Genomic DNA, 19,184 nt, shown 5'->3' with positions numbered 1-19,184 from the left:
TGCCCCTCTTCGCAAGTTGTGCGGTTAGTCGCGAGACGGAATGAGGTAGGGGTCCCCGGGTGGTGGAGGCCTCTATGGAGAATACATTTTTGAAAAAAGGGATCAATTGTGTGGGTAGAGAATCTTGATGCGAGAGGCGTACTGCGCTCTGGTCAATGTCCAGTAATTTGGCGCTATTAGCTTCGAGAACAGACTCGATGACGTTCTGCAAGCCTGCCGGGAAGAAGCCAATGAACTCCGAGGTGCTACTGAGGTCGTTGCGCTCGTTTCGGCCTCTCCCGACTCGGTCGACTTTCTTGGATGGGGTTGAGTCTGTCGTGGCTCGGGAGGGGTTCGCGACTTGGGGTTCATTCGGCGAGGATATCACCGCTGGGGTTCATACTCGCTGCTGCTATACCGGCTGTTATTCCGGTGCTTGCTCCCGTGGCCGGGGCTCGCGCTTCTGGGAACGTTCAAAGGTGTGAGGTCGGGTCATGCTTCCTCAGCGGGCTGGGAGGGCCCGGGTCTGGATGATTATGGCCCGCACGGCGTTGGGCCGCTCCCCGGGAGCTTAGCGAAATCGGTCGTCACGGGGCGCGGACTGGGCTCCGACCCCGCCGACCCCCTGGTGGCGGGGTGCGCTCGATCCCGGAGGAGATGCCAGCGAAGTCGATCGAGGCGTTGTTCATGGGCGGCCCTGTTCTTCTTCACTCACGCTGGGGCGGCGGCCCCCGTCATCGCCCGGACGGCGTCGAAGTCGTCGCGCACTCGGGCCCGACCGGCGATGCGGCCGTCCTCGACGTGCAGGACGCGGTCGCAGGCGCACGCGATGAGCTCCAGGTCGTGGGTGATGACGAGGATCGCGCGGCCCTGGTCCGCGAGCCGTCTCAGCAGGCGGGCGACGCGGCGCATCCCGTCCAGGTCGATCCCGCTCGTGGGCTCATCGAACACGAGGACTCGCTTCCCGGCCGCCACGCACGCCGCGACGGCCAGGCGCTGCTTCTGCCCGCCGGACAGCGTCGCCGGGTGCCTGCCGGCCACGTAGTCCAGGGCGAGCTCGCGCAGGACGGCCTCCGTGTCCACGGCACTGGCCTGACGGCGCGACAGGCCGAAGGTGACCTCGGCCGCGGCGCTCTCGGCGAACAGCTGGTAGTTGACGTCCTGGAAGACCATGGAGGAGGCGCGCGTCCGGTGCTTGCGCGACGCCCGTCGCCCGTCCAGGAGGACCGTCCCCCGCGCCTTGCGCTCGAAGCCGCACAGGGCGCGGCACAGCGTGGTCTTGCCCGCGCCGTTGCGTCCGGCGAGGGCGACGACCTCCCCGGCGCGCAGATCCACCTCGGCTCCGCGCAAAACCGGGCCTCGGCCGTAGTCGACCGACAGGCCCCGTGCCGACAGCACCGCATGGCCGCCTCTGCCGCCGGCGGCCCTGCCCGCGCTATCGGTGCTATCGGTGCTATTGGCGTCGTCGCCGGGCGGGACCGGGCCGGCGCCGCCCGCGGGCGCGACGTCATCGAGGTCGCGCGTGCGCAGCCCCATGGAGTCCAGCTCCTGCGGGCTGAGCTCGGCGAACTCGCGGGCATCCATCATGCGCTCGATACGGCCGCCGTCGAGGTGGACATAGGTATCGGCGATGCCGGAGAGCCAGGCCAGTCGGTGCTCGGCCACCAGAATCGAGCGGCCCGATGCCTTGGCGCTCGCGACGAAGGCCGCGATATCCGCGATGGAGGGCATGTCCAGGTTGCTCGTCGGCTCGTCCAGCAGCAGGTTCGGCGGCCGCAGAGCCCAGATGCTCGCGTAGGCGATCTTCTGGCGCTGTCCGCCGGAGAGGCGGAAGATGCTGCGTCCCGCCAGGGACTCCAGGCCCAGCTCGCGGAAGGTCCGGTCGACGCGGGCGCGGATCTCCTCCTCCGGCCAGCCGGCGCTCTCCAGGGCGAAGGCCGCCTCCCCGGTGGTGTCCACGTTGAAGAACTGCGTGCGGGGGTTCTGGAACAGGGACCCCGCGCGCGTGGCGATCTCCCAGGTGGCCAGGCCGCCGACCTCCTCGCCGTCGAGCAGGACGCTCCCGGTCCTCCGGCCGGGGAAGAAGCGCGGGGCGAGCCCGTTGACCATGCGCAGCAGAGTGGACTTGCCGCACCCGGAGCGCCCGCACAGGACCACCACCTCGCCGGGGCGCACGTCGAGGCTCGCATCCCTGACTCCCGTCTCCCCGGCGGCGCCCCCGCGGTAGGCGAAGGAGGCGTGCTCGAATCGGATCATGCCATCGCTCCGCAGACTCTGCAGACCACGGCGCCCGCCACGGCGCACAGGCCCAGGGCGAGCATGAACCAGTCCACCGGGCGCATGGCGATGCGCAGGTAGCAGGTGCGGGCGACGGGGTTCTCGATGCCGCGCACGATGGCCGCCATGGACAGCTCGTCGGACACGCGGCTGGCGCTCATGAGCAGCGGGACGTAGATGCAATCGATGGTGCGCGCCGGTGCCCGCACGAGGCTCGCGGGACCGGGGGAGACCCCGCGCATGCGCATGGCGTCCCTGATGAAGGCCCAGTCCTCGCGGACCGCGGGTGCGTAGCGCATGGCCACGGCCAGGGGGATGCTCAGTCCGCGCGGCGCGCGCAGGCGGGCGAGCGAGCTCATGAGCTCGTTGACCTGGGTGGTGGCCACGGTCGCGTAGGCCATGAGCCCGCAGGCGAAGATCTTGCGCACCAGCAGGAAGAAGGAGCCGAACGTCGTGCGTGCGGCGACGCTGTCCAGGTACGGCAGGAACTGGGTGGCGGCTATGGTCGCCGCGTACAGGAGGAGCATGATCGCGGATGCCCTGGTTCTGCCCAGTGCCACGCCGAAGGCGAAGGCTGCCGTCATGAGGAGCATCTCGTAGGCGAGGCTCGGGGCGAGAGCCACCGCGACGGCCATGGTCGCGATGAGGGCCAGCTTGGTGCGCGGGTCGAGATGGACCCGCTCGCCGGTGCGGACGACCCGCGTCGTCGGCCGGCCGTGGTCGTGCACCTGCTGCGCCATGCGCGTCGTCAACCGTCGCGTCGTCGTGGTGGCGGTATCGGCGCGCAATGCTCAGGCCGTGATGCCGGCGCGCTCGAACTGCCTGCGCAGCAGGCGCATGCCGGCCAGGCCGCTGATGAGGGCGCAGAGCACCGTGGCCAGGGTCATGGCGGGCAGCATCCAGCCGGTGGCCGTGCTCTCCATGGTGCTCATGTACGCCTGCTCGGTGCCCCTGCCGGTCAGGTAGGCCGTGTAGCCGCTCGGATTCACCCACAGCATGATGTAGGAGCCCATGGGGGACAGCGAGTAGACGACGAAGGCGATGAGATTGAGGGGCTTGGCCCTGAACCGGCCGACGCCGGCGATGATATCGGCCAGGATGCCCAGGACTGCGGAGGCCAGCGCCCACCCCCAGTACATGCCCGTGACGAACAGGATCGCACCGATGACCACGCCCAGGATGGCCAGGGGCCCGTGCTTGGGGACCTTCGCGATGAGAAGCAGGTAGACGGGCCCGGTCAGCAGGGCGGCCGCGGCGGGCATCCAGAACGTGAGGACCGGGTTGGGGGCGAACAGGGCGCTGCCGACTACCATGAAGACGAGGAAGAGGGCGGTGAAGACGCCGACCGTGATGAGGTCGCGCGCGGTGAGGGTGGAGCTCTCGACGGTGGGGGACGGGTCGGGGGATGGCGGTGCCGACGTGCTCAATTCTCGTCCTTCCCTATTAACTCAGGTATTGCTAACCTTTTGCGAAGTATATGGACGAGGGGCGGATTCTGCGCCGTTCGTCAGGCATTCCAGTCCTATCGGCGTATGATCGCGTCTCATCGTCATAGGTCGAAAGGACGACGACGTGGAGAAGTCGGTGCACAGTTCGATGCTCAGGAGCGCGGGCTTCGCGGAGGTGCCGTCGTCGGAGGGCCTCGGCGGGCTCTGGCACTCGTACCGGTGCGAGGGGCGGGAGTGCACCGGCTGGTTCCACGTCCTCTCCCCGGACCCGGCGCTGTGGAGCATCAGCATTCACGACTTCACCATGCGCAGCGACTTCATGATGGACGTCGAGCCGCCCAGCTATCTCACGGTCACGTGGTTCAAGTCCATCGCCGGGGAGGAGTTCAGCCCCTACCGCAGGCTCAGGCCCGACAGCGTGTGGGGTCAGAGCATCGGAGGCGGTCCCTGGAAGGGCGTGGCCCACGGCGGCATTCCCGTGCAGAGCGTCGCCATCGAGATCACGCCGGAGTTCTCGGCGCGGTTCCTCGACAAGGAGTACGCGGGCCAGTTCCAGGACGTCGAGCAGGCCTTCGTCTCGCTCGGCTCGATCGACGAGTTCCGCGAGATGAGGGCACTGCTGTCCCGCCTGTGGCCCCGGCCCGGCGACCCCGAGCACAGCGAGCTCTACTACGAGGGCAAGGTGCTCGAGGCGATGGGCCTCATCGTGGAGCGCTCCCGGCGCGGTCCGGTCGTGGAGAGCCGGCGCCTCAGCCCCGCCGATCGCGAGCGCCTGCGCGACGTCGTGAGCTACATCGACGACCACTGCTCCGTGGACCTGCGCATCGGCGACCTGGCCGGGATCGCGTGCATGAGTCCCACGAAGTTCAAGGAGACCTTCAAGCGGCTCAACGGGCAGACCGTCACCCGGTACATCCAGGGCAGGCGGATGAGTCAGGCGGAGCTCCTGCTGCGACAGCCCGACCTCACCATCGAGCAGGTGGCCAGATCCGTGGGCTACACCTGCGCCAGTCGCTTCTCCGCCCTGTTCAAGCGCGAGGTCGGCATGCTGCCCAGCGAGTACCGCAGGCGGCTCGTCATCTGAGGCCGCGTCCGAGACCCGGAGGGGCCCGGCCGGCGCGCCGTCGGGCCCGTCGTACGGGGCGGGCCCTACGCGTCCGGACGGCGCCCGGGCCCGGGCACCGCCAGTCCCGTCACTCGACGTAGAGGCGGACCCGGTCCTCGCCGTCCGTGATGTCGAGCAGCGTGCTCCTCCCGACGGCGTCGAGGGAGCCGAAGGCGGTGGCCAGCACCGCGTCGAGGTCGAGGCCGTGGGCGTCGATGGCGGTGCGCACCTGCGGCACGGCGGCGGTCAGGCTCGTGAGGGCGGCGACGGCCTGCATGGGGAAGGCCAGGTCGACATTGTTCCGCGGGCCCCGGATCTCGATGCGGAGCTTGCGCCCGGCGGCCGCGGAGGCGCCCCGATCCTGCTTCGGAGCCGGTTCGGGCCTCATGAGGGCGAAGTCCGTCGAGGCGGGTGCTGCCGGGGAGGGCGCCGAAGCCGGGGAGGGCGCCGAGGCCGGCGATGCCGGAGAGGCGGTGAGGCCGGCCCGTGTCGGGACCGCGTCCTCGGGTTCTGCCTCTGCGCCGTCGTCCGGCACCGTCAGCAGTGAGTCGACGCTCGTGCCGAGCAGCGCCGCCAGGGCGGGCAGCGCGGCCACGTCCGGGTAGTTGAGATCGTTCTCCCACTTGCTGACCGCCTGCGGTGTGACGCCCATCCGCTGGGCGAGACGTTCCTGCGTCATCCCCTGCGACAGCCGCAGCCTTGCGATATTGCGTCCGACTGAGTGCTTCATCGTGGTCTCCTTGTGCTCCTTAGTTCTCCATTGTTCCTGCTCGCTCTCGGCTCGCCGCTCGTCGGCGGTGCGCCGGAGTCGTTGGCGTTCGCCGGTACGGGCCCGGCGGCCGGAACCATGATGTCGGCCGCCTCCGCGGACGGGTAGCACGCATCCGTTGATCACCGGACTCGTGAGGGAGGACCGCCGGGAGCGAGAGGCTCAACCACCGGTTGAGCCCGCTTCGAGCCGTTGAGCCAGACCATCGCCGCAGCGCGTTCAGGTGCGGGGCCGGTCCGAGCGACCGCCGCCGTCCGCGTCGCGAATCCGACGGCGAATCCACTGGGCAGGAATTCGACCGTGCGGTACATTATTATCGCATTATCATCCATGACGATGCGCAGTGAGACGCACCGATGCGCACCGTACCGAGAGGCGCCCCGCGCGGGCGCCGACACCAGCAAAGGAGCTCCACGTGCCGATGAACCAGTATGAGATCGACCATCTCGCCACCGTGCGCACGAGCGCGCCCGAGTCCATGGTGCTGCTCAGGTCGGACGGGTCCTTCCCCCTGCCCGAAGCCGATCGGCTCGCCCTGTACGGCTCCGGCGCCCGCCGCACCATCAAGGGCGGCACCGGATCCGGCGATGTCAACTCCCGTCACGTCGTCACCGTCGAGGAGGGCCTGGAGAAGGCCGGCTTCACGCTGACCACCAAGGCGTGGCTGGACGCCTACGACGCCGTCCACGAGCGGGCCCATGCCGACTTCATCGCCGACCTCAAGGCCCGGGCCAAGGCCGCCGGCGTGCCCGCCGTCGTCTACGGCATGGGCGCCGTCATGCCCGAGCCCGAGCACGACCTCCCTCTCGACACCGAGGGCGTCGAGAGCGCCGTCGCCGCGGTCTACGTGCTCGGCCGGGTCTCCGGCGAGGGCAACGACCGGCGCCCCGAGCGCGGCGACGTGCTCCTCACCGACGCCGAGATCCGCGACATCCGCGCCCTGAACGAGCGCTACGAGAAGTTCCTCCTGGTCCTCAACGTCGGCGGCGTCGTCGACCTGAGCCCCCTGGCGGACGTGAGGAACATCCTCCTGCTCTCCCAGCTGGGCGCCGCCATCGGCGACTCCTTCGCCGACGTCCTGCTCGGTGCGGCGTACCCCTCCGGCAAGCTGTCCACCACCTGGGCCGCCTGGGAGGACTACTCCACCGTCGGCGACTTCGGGGACCCGGACGACACCCACTACCGCGAGGGCGTGTACGTCGGCTACCGCTACTTCGACTCCGAGGGCGTCAGCCCGCTCTTCCCCTTCGGCTTCGGCCTGGGCTACACGAGCTTCGAGCTCGGCGAGCCGGCCGCGGCGATCGACGGCTCGCGGGTGACGGTCCGGGTCCGGGTGACCAACACCGGGCGGCGCGCGGGCAAGGAGGTCGTCCAGGTCTACGTCTCGGTGCCGGCCGGTGAGCTCGACCAGCCCTATCAGGCGCTCGCGGGCTTCCGGAAGTCCGACGAACTCGCCCCCGGCTCCAGCCAGGACGTCGCCGTCGCCTTCGACCTGGCCGACCTCGCCTCCTACGACGAGGGCCGGGCGGCCACGGTCCTGGAGGCCGGCGACTACGTGGTCCGCACGGGCGCCTCCAGCCGCGACACCACTCCCGCCGCCGTCGTCCACCTGGCCGAGACCGCCGTCGTCCGCGAGCTCCACGACGTCCTGGGCGACCCGGGGTTCACCGACTGGAGGCCGGCCGCCCCCACCGCCGTCGAGGCGCCCGCCGGTGCCCCGCGCCTGGCCGTCGAGCCCGCCGCCCTGCGCCGGGCGGACGGCTGCGAGCCGGTCGATCTGACCGACGCCCTGGAGTTCGTCGAGAAGCTGTCCGATGACGAGCTGTCCTACATGGTGCTCGGCGACTACCGGGACGGGGCCGAGTCCCAGTCCATCATCGGCTCGGCCGCCCAGACCCTGGTGGGCGCGGCGGGGCAGTCCACCAGCCGCTTCGAGGGCCTGCCCAGTCTCATCATGCCCGACGGCCCGGCGGGCCTGCGCATCGCCCCCAGGGTCGGCATCGACGACGACGGCGCCTTCGCGCTGGACTCGTCCATGCCGGCCGGCTTCGAGGAGCTCATGGACGAGGAGTCCCGGGGGATGTTCGACTCCATGATGGGGGTCTCGGACAGGCCCCGCACCCCGAAGCGCGTCGTCGAGCAGTACGCCACCGCCATCCCCATCGGCACCGCCATCGCCCAGTCCTGGAGCCCCGAGCTGGCCGAGGCCCTCGGTGACCTCGTGGGCGCCGAGATGGATCACTTCGGCGCGCATCTGTGGCTGGCCCCCGCCTTCAACCTGCACCGCTCCATCCTGTGCGGGCGCGACTTCGAGTACCTCTCGGAGGACCCGCTGCTGGCCGGGCGCGTGGCCGCCGGCATCACCCGCGGCGTCCAGAAGCACCCGGGGCGCGGCGTGACGATCAAGCACTTCGCCTTCAACAACCAGGAGACGAACCGCTTGAACTCGTGCAGTCACGTCTCCAAGCGCGCGGCCCGCGACCTGTACCTGCGCAGCTTCGAGATCGTCGTCCGCGAGGCCCGGCCCCACGCGATCATGACCTCCTACAACCTCCTCAACGGCGTGCACACCTCGGAGTCGGCCGAGCTGCTGGAGACCGTTCTGCGCGACGAGTGGGGCTTCGAGGGCCTGGTCATGACCGACTGGGTGGTGGCCGGCATGACCCGCCACGACCTGAGGCACCCGGCGGCCACCTCCGCGCCGACCATCAAGGCCGGCAACGAGCTGTTCATGCCCGGCTGCGAGACCGACCGGCAGGGGATCCTGTCCGCGCTGCGGGGCCAGGACGAGCAGGTCGAGCTGAGTCGCTCCGAGCTGGAGAAGCAGGCCGCGCGCGTCGTGCGCATGGTCTGGGCGCTCGCCGGCAGCTGAGCGGCTCCGGCGTCCTCGGCGGCGGTCGGCCCGGAAGGAGGCCGTCGCCGCGGGCGCGAGCGGCCCCGGCGCCCTCGGCGGCGGTCGGCCCGTCAACGTTCGGGCGGGACCGTGCGGGCGGCCTCCGGGGCCGTCGCGGCGCGGCTCCGATGACGGGATCCGGAGCCCTTCTCCCGAGGGCCGCGCTGCGAGGACCTCTCAGGGCCTGTCGTGGGCGCGGCTCGGGTGCCATGCTCTGCGCACAGGCCGATGAACCGGGAAACCGAGATCCGAGGAGAACCACCATGGCCCTGACGCCCGAGGCGCACCAGACCTTCACCCGTCTGTTCGGCACCGAGCCGTCGCCCCACCCCACCGACCCCGAGCTCTACGAGATCCTCCAGAACCAGATCTTCGGAGAGGTCTTCGCCACCGGGGTCCTGACCGACGTCGAGCGCGAGCTGCTCACCGTGACCGTGCTGGCCGCCATGCAGACGCTCCCGCAGCTCGCCGCCCACGTGAAGGCCGCCCTGAACACCGGCGCCACGCCGCTGCAGGTGCGCGAGGCCATCTACCAGTGCGCCCCGTACATCGGCTACCCCAAGACGCTCAACGCCGCCGCCACCGCCAACGAGGTTTTCACGGCCGAAGACGTGAGTCTGCCTCTGCCCGGGGCCGCCACCGTGGTCTACGAGGAGCGGGAGGCGGCGGGCGGCGCCATCCAGGCGCCGTTGTACGGCGACGAGGTCAAGGACGTCTTCTCCGCGCTGCCCGAGCCCTTCGACGGCGTCCTCCCGCGCCTGCTGACCACGGGGGCCTTCGGCGACATCGAGACCCGCAGCGGCCTGGACATCGCCATGCGCGAGCTGATCGCCCTCGTGGCCATCGCCGCCCTCGGGGCGGCCACCCAGCTGCGTCCCCATGTCGCCGGGGCGATCAAGGCGGGCAACAGCAGGCAGAGGGTCGCGGCGGCGCTCGTCCAGGTGCTGCCCTACATCGGCGGCCCCTATGCCCTGTCGGGCCTGGTCCTCGTGGCGAACTACGACGAGAACGCCTCCTCGGAGGCCTACCGTTGAGGCCCGGACGCGGTGCGGAACCGGTCCGGTCCGGCGGCGCGGGTGGGCCGGACCGGACCGCCGGACCGGCGCATCTGGCGGGGCCGGTGCCGGCGTCGCAGGATGGTGCCATGAGTGCGCACGAGTCCGTGGATCTGACCGGTGCCAGTGAGACCATGCTGCTGACCCTCTGCGCCAGGGCCGAGCACACCGTCTCCGCCCATCCGCGCTTCGAGGACTGGACCGCCGTCGATCTCGTCTCCCGGCTCGACTACGACTTCTCCGCGGCCCGGCGCGACCGTCTCATGTCCGACGGGGTCGTCGTGCGCACGCTCGCATTCGATCCCCTGGTGGCCGGATACCTGGCCACGCACCCCGGCTGCACCGTCGTCAATATCGCATGTGGTCTCGACACCCGTTTCCAGCGCCTCGACGACGGGCGCGTCACCTGGTACGACCTCGACCTGCCCGAGGTCATCGACATGCGCCGACGACTGCTGGGGGAGGGGGAGCGGAATCGCACGATCGCCGCCTCCGCCCTCGACTCGACCTGGCCGGACCAGCTGACGGCCGATGCGCCCGGTGGTGCGCTCGTCGTCGTCGAGGGTCTCACCATGTACCTCGTCGAGGAGGAGCTGCGGGGGCTCATGGAGATCATCGCCGCCGGCCTGCCCGGGGCGACGGTCCTCATCGAGTTCATGCCGCGCTTGTTCCAGAGGTACGGCCGGGAGCACTCGGTCAAGGGCACGGGGGCGCGCTTCACCTACGGGTGCTCCGACGCCGATGAATTCCGCCGGGCGGTCGCCCCCGAGTACGCGCTGCTCCACGACGTCCCCTTCACCGACACGATCGCGCGCTTCCGCCCTCACCTGGCGCCGTTCCTCGGGCTGCCGCCGGCGCGCCGCCTCTCCCCGCGCATCCTCGTCATGCGTGCGCCTCGCCGGCGACCGGTCGCCGCGGCAGCATGAGGCCTGGGAGACTGCTCGCATGCGCCGTATCGTCATGCTCGCCTACGACTCCCCTCTGGGGCCGATGACGCTGGCCGCCGAGACCGGCGAGGACCTGTCCGCGGGCGGGGTGCTCGTCGGAGTGTGGTTCGACGGTCAACGGCACGACCGGGCCGGGATGGACGGGAGGGGCGCGGAGCGCGCCTTCGTCGTCGGGCCCGGGAGTGACGACGGCCCGGCCGTCCTCGCAGATGCCCGGGCCTGGCTCGACCGGTACTTCGCCGGCGAGGACCCCGGCGATCCTCCCGCGCTCGCGCCCCGCGGCACCGACTTCCAGCAGCGCGTGTGGGGCCGGTTGCTCGACATTCCGCGCGGGGCCACCCGCGCCTACGGGTGGATCGCCGACGCCGTCGAGGCCGAGATCGGCCACCGCTGCTCGGCTCGCGCCGTCGGGGGCGCCGTGGGGCGCAACCCGATCAGCGTCATCATCCCCTGCCACCGGGTGGTGGGGGCCGACGGCTCCCTCACCGGCTACGCGGGCGGCACCGATCGCAAGACCCGGCTGCTGCGCCTGGAGGGCGCCCGCCTGCCCGACCTCGGCATCCCGCAGGATCCCGTCCCCGGGCTGTGACGCCGCCGTTTCGTTCGACCCGGTCGCGCCGCGCGAGATCGCCGAGCGCTCCGTGCTCATCAGCGCCGATCCCGCACTGGTCCTGGATCGTCTCGGTCGCGCCGTGCCGGCGGCCGACCGCGCCACCGCGTCAGGGCCCTGGTGACCTCTGCGAGCGTGGTCCTCTCTTGGGCGACGGCGGTCACCAGTTCGTGGGCCTCGTCGTCGGGGACCTCGATCCGGCGGCCGTTGATGTCCAGGAGAACGAGTGCGGCGAGCCATCCCAGGCGCTTGTTCCCGTCCGCCAGGGGACGGTCGCGCACCAGGGAGTCGAGCAGGGCGGCGGCCTTCTTCTCGATCGTCGCGTAGACGTCGCGCCCCCACAGCGCGGTAGTCGGTCGGTGCGCCGCCGATTCCAGCAGGCCGAGGTCGCGCACCGGCCCGACGCCGAGATCGCCTATGAGCGCGAGCAGGTCCTCGAGCGTGAGATACTCGGTCATCGGCGTCATCGACCGAGTCGCTTGAGGACGTCGGCGTAGCGGTTGCGGATGCGGGCCGAGGCGTCCTCCACGTGCTCCTCGTGCCCACGGCGCGCGGCCGCCTCGTGGATCGCCCGGACGATCACCGCCTGACGACTGGTCCCGTCCTCCTTCGCCAGCCGGGCCAGGACGTGCTCGTCTTCCTTGGACAAACGCAGAGTCATCGCCATGCGTCAATGGTACCAATGCGATATCTTGAGGGCGCGCGGAGTCCGGACGAGTCGGGCGCAAGGAGGGGAGCCGCGCACGCGCGGGGCCGCGCGGAGCGCATGGGACGGCACGCGGGATGAGCGGAATGCATGGATGTGGACTACGCAGGAGCGCGCTCGGGACGGAGCGGCGCCGGTGAGTGACGTCCTCGCGCGCGAGCTCAGTACGCCGGTCGCCGCGGACGGCGCCGGTGAGGGCGGCTCCGCCGCCTGGTCGACCCGCGCGCTGGTCCACTCATTGGTCTACGTGCCCCGCGACGCCGCCGCCGGGAGGGGGCGCGCGCCATTGGTGATCTGCTGCCATGGCCTGGGGGAGTCGGGGTTGCGCGTGGCCGGCATCGCGCAGCGGTTCGCGGCGGCCGGGGCGGTCGCCGTCGCCCCCTCGTTCCGCGGAGGCGGGGCGCCCACCGCCGGGCCCATGACCGCCATGTCGGTGCTCACCGAGATCGCCGACCTGGAGGCGGTGCTGGACGCGGCGCGGGCATGGCCCTTCGTCGACGTCGGCCGGACGGCCTTGTTCGGACGGAGCCAGGGCGGGCTCGTCGCAGCCCTGGCGGCGGTCGGGCGGCCGACGCAGGTCAGCGCCCTCGTCCTGTGGTACCCGGCGCTGCGCCTGCCGGCCGCCATGCGCTCCCGCTTCGGCTCGGGCTCGGCCGTGCCGCGGGCCTTCACGCACCGCGTCGATGGCCGTGACGTCACCCTCGGGCGTCGTTACGTCACCGACGTACGGGACCTGGACGTCGACGCCGAGCTGGCGCGGCTGCGGGTCCCCGTGCTGCTGGTCCACGGCGAGCAGGATGTCGACGTGCCGATCGCGGTGTCCGAGGACGCGACGCGCCTGCTGCCCGACGCCCGCCTCGTGCGGGTTCCCGGCGCCGCCCACGGCTTCGGCGACGAACGGTTCGCCGAGGCCGTCGCCCGCTCCGAGTCGTTCCTGACCTGGTGCGGGGTTCTGGAGGATCCCTGATCCCGCTCCCGGGCGGTTCGAGGACGAGCACCTCGCCGTCGTCGGGGTCCTGCACGTCGTCGGCGTGGCGGTTGCGACCGACGTCGTCGGACCCTCGTGCCAGGGCGACGGCGCCGAGTCCTCGCCGGTCGGGCTCGAGCAGGACTAGGGTCGGGGTGCGTGCAGTGCTGAGACCTACGACCGTACCGAGAGACCCGCACCGAGGAGGAATCGTGCCCGTACCCGATCAACTCACCACCGACGCCAGGGTCGCCGTGCTCATCGCCGAGGGGCTGGAGGAGGTCGAGGCCCTGGCCGTCGTCGACCTGCTCTACCGCGCCGGGATCGCCGTCGACATGCTGGCCGTGGGAGACGACCTCGAGGTCACCAGCTCCCATCGCGTCACCTTCCGCTGCGACGCGCTCCTGGCCGACGCCCATCTGGCCGACTACGCTCTCGTCTTCCTGCCAGGAGGCATTCCCGGAACTCCCAACCTCAGGAGGACTCGGGCGGTGACCGACGAGGTGACCCGCCGGCTGGAGGCGGATCTGCCCCTGGCGGCGATCTGCGCCGCGCCCTCCATTCCCGCCGAGCTGGGGCTGCTGCGCGGCCGCAGGGCCACCGCCAACCCGGCCTTCACCGGCGTCCTGGAGGACAACGGCGCCGAGGTCAGTGAGAGCGGCGTCGTGGTCGACGGCAACCTGCTCACCAGCCGCGGCATGGGCACCGCCGTCGACCTGGGACTGGAGATCATCCGTTTCCTGCTCGATGACGCCGCCGTCGAGAGGGTCGAGAGGGGCATCGTCCATCAGCGCTGAGCGCCGCTGGCCGCGGCCGCGGGACGATGGCGCGGCGGCGTCCCCGACGACGATCGGCTCCCGCCGTCCCGAACCGATCTCGGCGCGGAACCGGACCGATCTCGAGTCGGAACTCGACCGATCTCGGCGCGGAACCGGACCGATCTCGGCGATGGGGCCGGGGTCGGCTCCGATGACGGATCCGACCCCGGCCCGCGTCGTCCGCCGCCGGCCCGTCGGCGGGGTCAGGGGCGCGCGGACCTCTTCCGCGAGTGGGGGATCAGCGCGGCCACCAGGACGAGAACGCCGGTGCCCGCCAGCAGCACGATCCCCGTGGTCACCAGGTCGATGCGCAGGCCGACCCCGAATGCGATGAGCAGCCCGCCCAGCGCCAGGAGGATCAGTCCCCAGGTCAGGGTGCTCCTGCGGACCGGTCCGCGCTTGTGCTGCGACTCCGGCTCCCGCTCCAGGGAGCTGGACGTCCAGACCCCGTCCGGGTCGGGCCTCGGCGTCGTCATGCCGGAGGCGGGGGCGGTCGCCTCGGCCGCCCCGGGCGACGTCGCCGTCGTCGGCAGGGGCTCGGTGCGCGTCGCGGTCGCTCCGGTCGTCGATGGCATCTGTTCCGTCGGTGCCGCCGGGGCCGTTGAGAGGGGCTCGGTGCGCTCGGCGTCCGTCGGCGGGGCGCCCCCGGGTCCCGCGGGCTCCGCCGGCGACGGGGAGGCGGGATGACGGCTGCTGGCAGAGCCGTCGGCGTTCTCAGTGCTCATGGTGCTCATGGTCGATCTCCTCGGGGATGACGGGTCAGTGCGTCGGGGCTGGTGAGGGTGAGGCGGGCTGGGCCGATGGCGCGCCCGATGCGGAGGACGTCGCAGTGGGCGTCGGGGCGGTGGGCGAGGCGGGTGCGGGACCGGGGGCTCCCCCGCCCCGCTCCCACGCGGTGGTCAGGCAGCTCTCGTAGGCGGAGCGCTGCGCAGTGGACAATTCGGACAAGTCGCTCCACCTCGCCCGCATCCGGACGCCGTCATCATCGTTGTCATCGTCGAGAACCTGCTTGAGGCAGGTCCTGGCGGTGCTCGAGCCGACGGCGGGGTGGGTCATGCCGGCCACCGGCAGCTCCTCCCCGGTGTGGTCGCCGTCGCCGTCCGTCCAGGAGCTCACGACCCACGTACTGGTCTCCGTCGATCCGCTCCAGCGCACCTGGTCGGGCGACTCCGTGACCTCGATCGCGCCGGCGCCGACCTCGGCATCGACGCCGATCCAGCGTCCGGAATCCCGGGCCGCCGGCGAGGCGAGCTCGCTGCTCTCGTCGATCAGCTGCCGCCACGAGTACGACGAGGGCAGCTCCTCGCCGGTGACCGTGTAGCTCTTGTCGGACCAATCGGTCCACTGGCGGCGGATGCGGTTGGGCCCACGGTCGTCGTCGGAGTCCCACTGCGAGACGAGATCGGTTCCGAGCGCCCCGAGCTGGGCCCGGCCGTTCACGCGCACGGGCTGGTTCTCGCCGGTCATGATCAGGATGCGGCCCGTGCCGACCGTGAGGCGGACGGAGGGGTTGGCGGCGCTCCCGACGGCGTTCGCGTCCCGCGCGACCTGGCGCAGGTCGAGGGTGACCGAACCGGCCCCGTAGGCGCCCAGGTCGATGGTGCCGTCGGACATGACCGGGTACGTGGTCGTGCCGGGATCGAGGTCCGCGTCGGACAGAGTGATGCGGACGGGGCGGTCGGGCACGGAGCCGCTCATGGCCCGCGGGGGCAGGACCGAGCCGATGGCGAGCAGCGGCAGGGCCGCGAGAGCCGCCAGCCAGCCGATTCCGGTCATCCATCCTCCGCGCCGACCCCGCAGCGCGGAGGCCGCGACGCCGGCGCCCAGCAGGAGGATCAGGCCGCCACTGGTGACGAACACCGCCTGGAAGACGCTGATCGTGCCCGTCGTGCGACCCAGACCCGCCGCTGCCAGGCCGATGAGGGCCAGGCCGATCACGAGCAGGCTCGCCCTCCTGCCGGGGCCCGGGACGCGCGGACGCGGCGGCGGCACGGGGCGGGGACCGTATCCGGGACGCCAGGGCGCACCGGGCCCACCGGTCGTTCCCGGTGCCCCGGGCATTCCGGACGGGCCGGGTGCGCCGGGCACCGGCATCCCGGACGGGCCGGGCATCCCGGACGGGCGCCCCGGGGTCGGACCGGCGGCCGGCGGCATCGCGGCATCCGTGCCGGCGCGGTAAGGATCATGAGGAGCACGGGGACCGCCGGCAGCCCTCGCCGCATCGGCCCCCTCCGCCCACGCGGCCCGCTGCCAGCCCGGGGCGCGCATGTCGCCGGGGGGAGGCGTCGGGCGCGGCCGCGGGCCGCGGTCCGGCTGCGAGCGCTGCGACCGGACGAGCCAGACGATCGAGCCGACGATCAGGAAGAGCCAGAACAGCGGCCAGAAGGCCCCCCAGAAGGCCAGGCCCCACTTCCCCAGGAACCATCCGGGGACCAGGCCGTGGTCCGCGGAGGCCAGACCGGCGATGAGGGCGACGATCGCCCCGGCCAGTCCGGCGCTCACATCGCCGTTCAGGGCCTGCTCGAGGTGGATCCGCCCGTCGGACTCCTCCGGCAGGAGCGCCCAGCCCAGGCCGTAGAGGATCGCCCCGGCGCCGGTGAACACCGACAGGACGATCCAGACGCAGCGCACGATCGTGACGTCCACGCCGAGGCGCCGCGCGACGCCCCCCGCGACTCCGCCGATCCACCGCTGCTCGGTGCGCATCATGCCGGAGCGCCGGATCGAGTCGAAGAGGCCGGCCGCCGGCCCGCGCCGCGGCGGGTAGTCCCATCCGGCCCCGCCCGTTGGGTACCCGTCGGGAGGAGGTGATGACGGCCCTGCACCGGGGCCCGCCTGGTCGGGGCGATCGTTGTCGGGCGGCGTCGCCCGGGATCCGTCGTCGGGGGGGAGGTCGGAGTTGCTCATGGCTCCATGGTCCTCGGCGGATTCGTCTCCTGACGATCGGGGGAGACCCTGAGCCGTCCCCCATCGGACCCTGCCCGGGCCCTGGTTCCGGTCCGCGGCGGGCCCTCGGCGCTGGTCGACGTGTCACGATAGGGGCATGACGACCATGGCTCGGGGACGCCCCGTGGGGCGGCCCGCGGCGCCCTCGTGCGGGGCCGCGCCGCGGCGGTTGCCGCTGCGGCGCCCTCCCCGTCGCTCGGCCGCCCCGACTCCGGCACGGCCCGCCGCGCTCGCGGCGGGCGCATCCTCCCGGAGACGGCCCGTACGCCTTCTGGCGGGCGTGTGCGCCGGCGTCGCCGCCCATCTCGGCGCGCCCGCGGCGATCGTGCGGCTCGTCGTCGTCGCGGCGACCCTGGCCGGCGGCGCGGGCGTCCTGCTGTACGTGCTGCTGTGGCTGTCCGTGCCCACCGGCGATCCATGGGCCGAGGCGGCCGGCGTCGTGCCCGTCAGACGCGCCCGACTCAGCGCCCGCCCGATCGAGCTCGTCCCCGTGCCGAGCCGCCTGCGTTCGATCCTCGGCGGGGGCGCCCTCCTGCTCGCGGCCGTTCTCGTCTCACTGTGGCGCGCGGGTCTGCTCTCCTTCGCGTTCACGGGCTGGGTGGGACCCCTGGTCATCATCGGGGGCGGGGCGGCGCTCGCGTGGTCCCAGGTCGATGCTGTCACCGGACCCGGGAGCGGCATCGGCGCGCGCCTGCGCATGGCCGGGGGCGTCGCCCTGGTGGCCGTCGGGATCCTCATGTGGGTGGCCCGCGACACCGCCCCGGGCGACCTGCTGGCCGGAGCCGTCACCGGCGCCGCCCTCGTCGTCGGCATCGGACTCGTCCTGGCCCCGCTGTGGCTGCGCACCAACCGGGCGCTCGCGGATACCCGCGCGGCCGAGGCGCGCGAGGCCGAGCGCGCCGACATCGCCGCGCACCTGCACGACTCGGTCCTGCAGACGCTCACCCTCATCCGCAAGCGCGCCGACGAGCCGACGGCCGTCGCCCGCCTGGCCCGTTCCCAGGAGCGCGAGCTGCGCGCCTGGCTCTACACCGATCGACCCGAGGCGGGCACCTCGGCGGCCGACGCCGTGCGCGACCTCGTCGGGGAGGTCGAGGACCGCTACGGTGCGGAGATCGGGCTGGTCGTCGTGGGAGATCGCGTTCCCGATCGCGCCACCGAGGTCATCGTCGCGGCCGCGCGCGAGGCCCTGTCGAACGCCGTGCGGCACGGTGCCCCGCCCGTGTCCGTCTACGCCGAGCTCAGCGACGGGCGGATGGAGGTCTTCGTGCGCGACCGCGGTCCCGGATTCGACCTCGACGCCGTCGCCCCCGATCGTCACGGCGTGCGCGAGTCCATCATCGCCCGCATGGCGCGTCACGGCGGCACGGGCTCCGTTCGCCGCCTCGCCCAGGGCACAGAGGTCAGCCTCAGCCTTCCCACCCCCTCCCAAGGAGTATCATGACCGATCCCGCTCCCTCCGCCGCCCTGCGCGTCCTCGTCGTCGATGACCACGCCCTCGTGCGCGCCGGCGTGCGCTCCGAGCTCTCCTCCCATGCCGCCGACCTGGAGGTCGTGGGCGAGGCCGACGACGTCGAGGGCGCCATCGCCGCCGTTCACGCGCTGGTCCCGGACGTCGTCCTGCTCGACGTGCACCTGCCGGGCGGCAACGGGGGCGGCGGCGCGGAGGTGGTGGTCTCCTGCGGCGACGTGCCCGCCACGCGCTTCCTCGCCCTGAGCGTGTCGGACGCGAGCGACGACGTCGTCGGCGTCATCCGCGCCGGGGCGCGCGGGTACGTGACCAAGGCGATCTCCACCGCCGACCTCGCTCAGGCGGTCAGGCGCGTGGCCGCCGGGGACGCCGCCTTCTCCCCGCGCCTGGCCGGCTTCGTGCTCGACGCCTTCGGCGCGGGCGCGGGGGAGGTCGCCGTGGCCGACTCCGAGCTCGACCGCCTCTCGGCCCGCGAGCGCGAGGTCATGCGGCTCATCGCCCGCGGATACACCTACCGGGAGTGCGCCTCCGAGCTGTTCATCAGCGTCAAGACCGTGGAGACGCACGTCTCGGCGGTGCTGCGCAAGCTGCAGCTGTCCAACCGCAACGAGCTCACTCGCTGGGCCGCCGCCCGGCACCTGGTGTAGGCCGCATCCGCTCCGCTGCCGCACGGGGCGGATCGGGGCCTGCGTGTGGCAGACTCCGCCCGTGGGAATCGCGGGGAACGTCGTCGTCGGCCTGGTCATCGTCGTGGGGCTGGGCGGCGCCCTGACTCAGATCTACCCCGGTCCGGCCCTCGTCCTGGCGGCCATCGCCGTATGGGCGGTCGTCACGGGCGGGACCTCGGCCTGGGTCGCGCTGTCGGTGTCCGTCGTGGCCGTGGTGCTCACCAGCGCGGGCAAGTACGTCCTGGTGGGCAGGCTGCTGCGCCGAGCGGGGGTGCCCGGGCGCTCTCTGCTCGTGGGCGGTCTGGCCGGCGTGATCGGCTTCTTCCTGCTGCCGGTGGTGGGGCTGCCGGTCGGCTTCACCCTGGGCGTGTACCTGTGGGAGCTCGTCCGCGGAGCCGATCGGGCCGGCGCCGGGGCCGCGGCCTGGGCGGCCGTCAAGGCCCAGGGCGCGGCGATCCTCCTCGAGCTGGGAGGCTGTCTCATCGCCGCCGCGGCGTGGGGTGTCGCCCTCGCCCGGGGCTGAGC

General features: G+C 72.3%; 18 protein-coding genes. 10 read left to right on the top strand and 8 right to left on the bottom strand.

All coding sequences use genetic code 11. The features are described 5' to 3' along the window. Positions 1-690 precede the first annotated feature (690 nt). From G448_RS0101750 to G448_RS0101740, 3 genes are read right to left on the bottom strand one after another with little or no spacing between them, the layout of a single operon-like run. Entirely contained in the window at positions 691-2,235 is a 1,545-nt protein-coding gene (locus G448_RS0101750) for an ABC transporter ATP-binding protein (protein WP_026406571.1), read from the bottom strand. After that, complete coding sequence (locus G448_RS14735) at positions 2,232-2,996, bottom strand: energy-coupling factor transporter transmembrane component T (protein ID WP_084436229.1); 765 nt, start codon at positions 2,994-2,996, stop codon at positions 2,232-2,234. The genes G448_RS0101750 and G448_RS14735 overlap by 4 nt, the downstream gene beginning before the upstream one ends. A 51-nt stretch (positions 2,997-3,047) precedes the next feature. After that, the gene (locus tag G448_RS0101740; RefSeq protein ID WP_051268520.1) at positions 3,048-3,683 is read right to left on the bottom strand and encodes an MptD family putative ECF transporter S component; all 636 of its coding nucleotides are present in this window, start codon (positions 3,681-3,683) and stop codon (positions 3,048-3,050) included. Between the two features lie 145 nt (positions 3,684-3,828). Here G448_RS0101740 and G448_RS0101735 point away from each other — a divergent pair, with 145 nt between their 5' ends. After that, positions 3,829-4,788, top strand: a complete 960-nt coding sequence (locus tag G448_RS0101735; RefSeq protein WP_026406569.1) for a helix-turn-helix transcriptional regulator — start codon at positions 3,829-3,831, stop codon at positions 4,786-4,788. A 109-nt stretch (positions 4,789-4,897) separates the two neighbouring features. Here the strand turns inward: G448_RS0101735 and G448_RS0101730 are convergent, their stop codons facing one another. After that, positions 4,898-5,539: a helix-turn-helix domain-containing protein gene (locus tag G448_RS0101730; RefSeq protein ID WP_026406568.1), complete on the bottom strand. Its 642-nt coding sequence runs from the start codon at positions 5,537-5,539 to the stop codon at positions 4,898-4,900. Positions 5,540-5,999: 460 nt separating this feature from the next. On the opposite strand from G448_RS0101730, the gene G448_RS0101725 reads away from it, so the two are divergent. The 4 genes from G448_RS0101725 (at position 6,000) to G448_RS0101710 (ending at position 11,062) form a co-directional block, all read left to right on the top strand. Beyond that, positions 6,000-8,450: a glycoside hydrolase family 3 N-terminal domain-containing protein gene (locus G448_RS0101725; RefSeq protein WP_026406567.1), complete on the top strand. Its 2,451-nt coding sequence runs from the start codon at positions 6,000-6,002 to the stop codon at positions 8,448-8,450. A 284-nt stretch (positions 8,451-8,734) separates the two neighbouring features. After that, positions 8,735-9,505: a carboxymuconolactone decarboxylase family protein gene (locus G448_RS0101720; RefSeq protein WP_026406566.1), complete on the top strand. Its 771-nt coding sequence runs from the start codon at positions 8,735-8,737 to the stop codon at positions 9,503-9,505. Positions 9,506-9,615: 110 nt separating this feature from the next. After that, a complete protein-coding gene (locus G448_RS0101715) occupies positions 9,616-10,452 on the top strand; it encodes a class I SAM-dependent methyltransferase (RefSeq protein ID WP_026406565.1) in 837 nt (278 codons plus the stop codon). Between the two features lie 19 nt (positions 10,453-10,471). Beyond that, a complete protein-coding gene (locus G448_RS0101710) occupies positions 10,472-11,062 on the top strand; it encodes a methylated-DNA--[protein]-cysteine S-methyltransferase (protein ID WP_026406564.1) in 591 nt (196 codons plus the stop codon). A 59-nt stretch (positions 11,063-11,121) separates the two neighbouring features. Here G448_RS0101710 and G448_RS14730 read toward each other — a convergent pair whose 3' ends face one another. Together G448_RS14730 and G448_RS0101700 are read right to left on the bottom strand one after the other, a co-directional pair. Continuing rightward, the gene (locus G448_RS14730; protein ID WP_034494080.1) at positions 11,122-11,541 is read right to left on the bottom strand and encodes a type II toxin-antitoxin system death-on-curing family toxin; all 420 of its coding nucleotides are present in this window, start codon (positions 11,539-11,541) and stop codon (positions 11,122-11,124) included. Positions 11,542-11,546: 5 nt separating this feature from the next. Further along, positions 11,547-11,750 carry a hypothetical protein gene (locus tag G448_RS0101700; protein WP_026406563.1) on the bottom strand — a complete coding sequence of 68 codons (204 nt, stop codon included), beginning with the start codon at positions 11,748-11,750 and terminating at the stop codon, positions 11,547-11,549. Positions 11,751-11,925: 175 nt separating this feature from the next. On the opposite strand from G448_RS0101700, the gene G448_RS0101695 reads away from it, so the two are divergent. Both G448_RS0101695 and G448_RS0101690 read left to right on the top strand, forming a co-directional pair. After that, complete coding sequence (locus G448_RS0101695; RefSeq protein WP_245572138.1) at positions 11,926-12,756, top strand: alpha/beta hydrolase family protein; 831 nt, start codon at positions 11,926-11,928, stop codon at positions 12,754-12,756. Between the two features lie 212 nt (positions 12,757-12,968). Next, a complete protein-coding gene (locus tag G448_RS0101690; RefSeq protein WP_026406561.1) occupies positions 12,969-13,553 on the top strand; it encodes a DJ-1 family glyoxalase III in 585 nt (194 codons plus the stop codon). A 224-nt stretch (positions 13,554-13,777) separates the two neighbouring features. Here G448_RS0101690 and G448_RS17950 read toward each other — a convergent pair whose 3' ends face one another. Both G448_RS17950 and G448_RS18960 read right to left on the bottom strand, forming a co-directional pair. Continuing rightward, entirely contained in the window at positions 13,778-14,308 is a 531-nt protein-coding gene (locus G448_RS17950; RefSeq protein WP_026406560.1) for a hypothetical protein, read from the bottom strand. A gap of 25 nt (positions 14,309-14,333) precedes the next feature. Continuing rightward, positions 14,334-16,481, bottom strand: coding sequence for a PspC domain-containing protein (locus G448_RS18960; protein WP_084436225.1), 2,148 nt, complete (start codon positions 16,479-16,481; stop codon positions 14,334-14,336). 136 nt (positions 16,482-16,617) lie between these two features. Here G448_RS18960 and G448_RS14720 point away from each other — a divergent pair, with 136 nt between their 5' ends. From G448_RS14720 to G448_RS0101665, 3 genes are all read left to right on the top strand, one after another. Then, complete coding sequence (locus G448_RS14720; RefSeq protein ID WP_034494078.1) at positions 16,618-17,964, top strand: ATP-binding protein; 1,347 nt, start codon at positions 16,618-16,620, stop codon at positions 17,962-17,964. Then, the gene (locus tag G448_RS0101670) at positions 17,961-18,638 is read left to right on the top strand and encodes a LuxR C-terminal-related transcriptional regulator (RefSeq protein ID WP_034494076.1); all 678 of its coding nucleotides are present in this window, start codon (positions 17,961-17,963) and stop codon (positions 18,636-18,638) included. Before G448_RS14720 ends, G448_RS0101670 begins: the two co-directional genes overlap by 4 nt. Positions 18,639-18,699: 61 nt before the next feature. Beyond that, on the top strand, positions 18,700-19,182 hold the full coding sequence (locus G448_RS0101665; protein WP_026406559.1) for a DUF456 domain-containing protein: 483 nt from the start codon (positions 18,700-18,702) through the stop codon (positions 19,180-19,182). Positions 19,183-19,184 lie beyond the last annotated feature (2 nt).

This window comes from Actinomyces gerencseriae DSM 6844 (assembly GCF_000429265.1).
Classification (GTDB): Bacteria; Actinomycetota; Actinomycetes; order Actinomycetales; family Actinomycetaceae; genus Actinomyces; species Actinomyces gerencseriae.
Note: the sequence above shows the minus strand (reverse complement) of the source record. Positions and strands in the feature narration are given on the sequence as shown.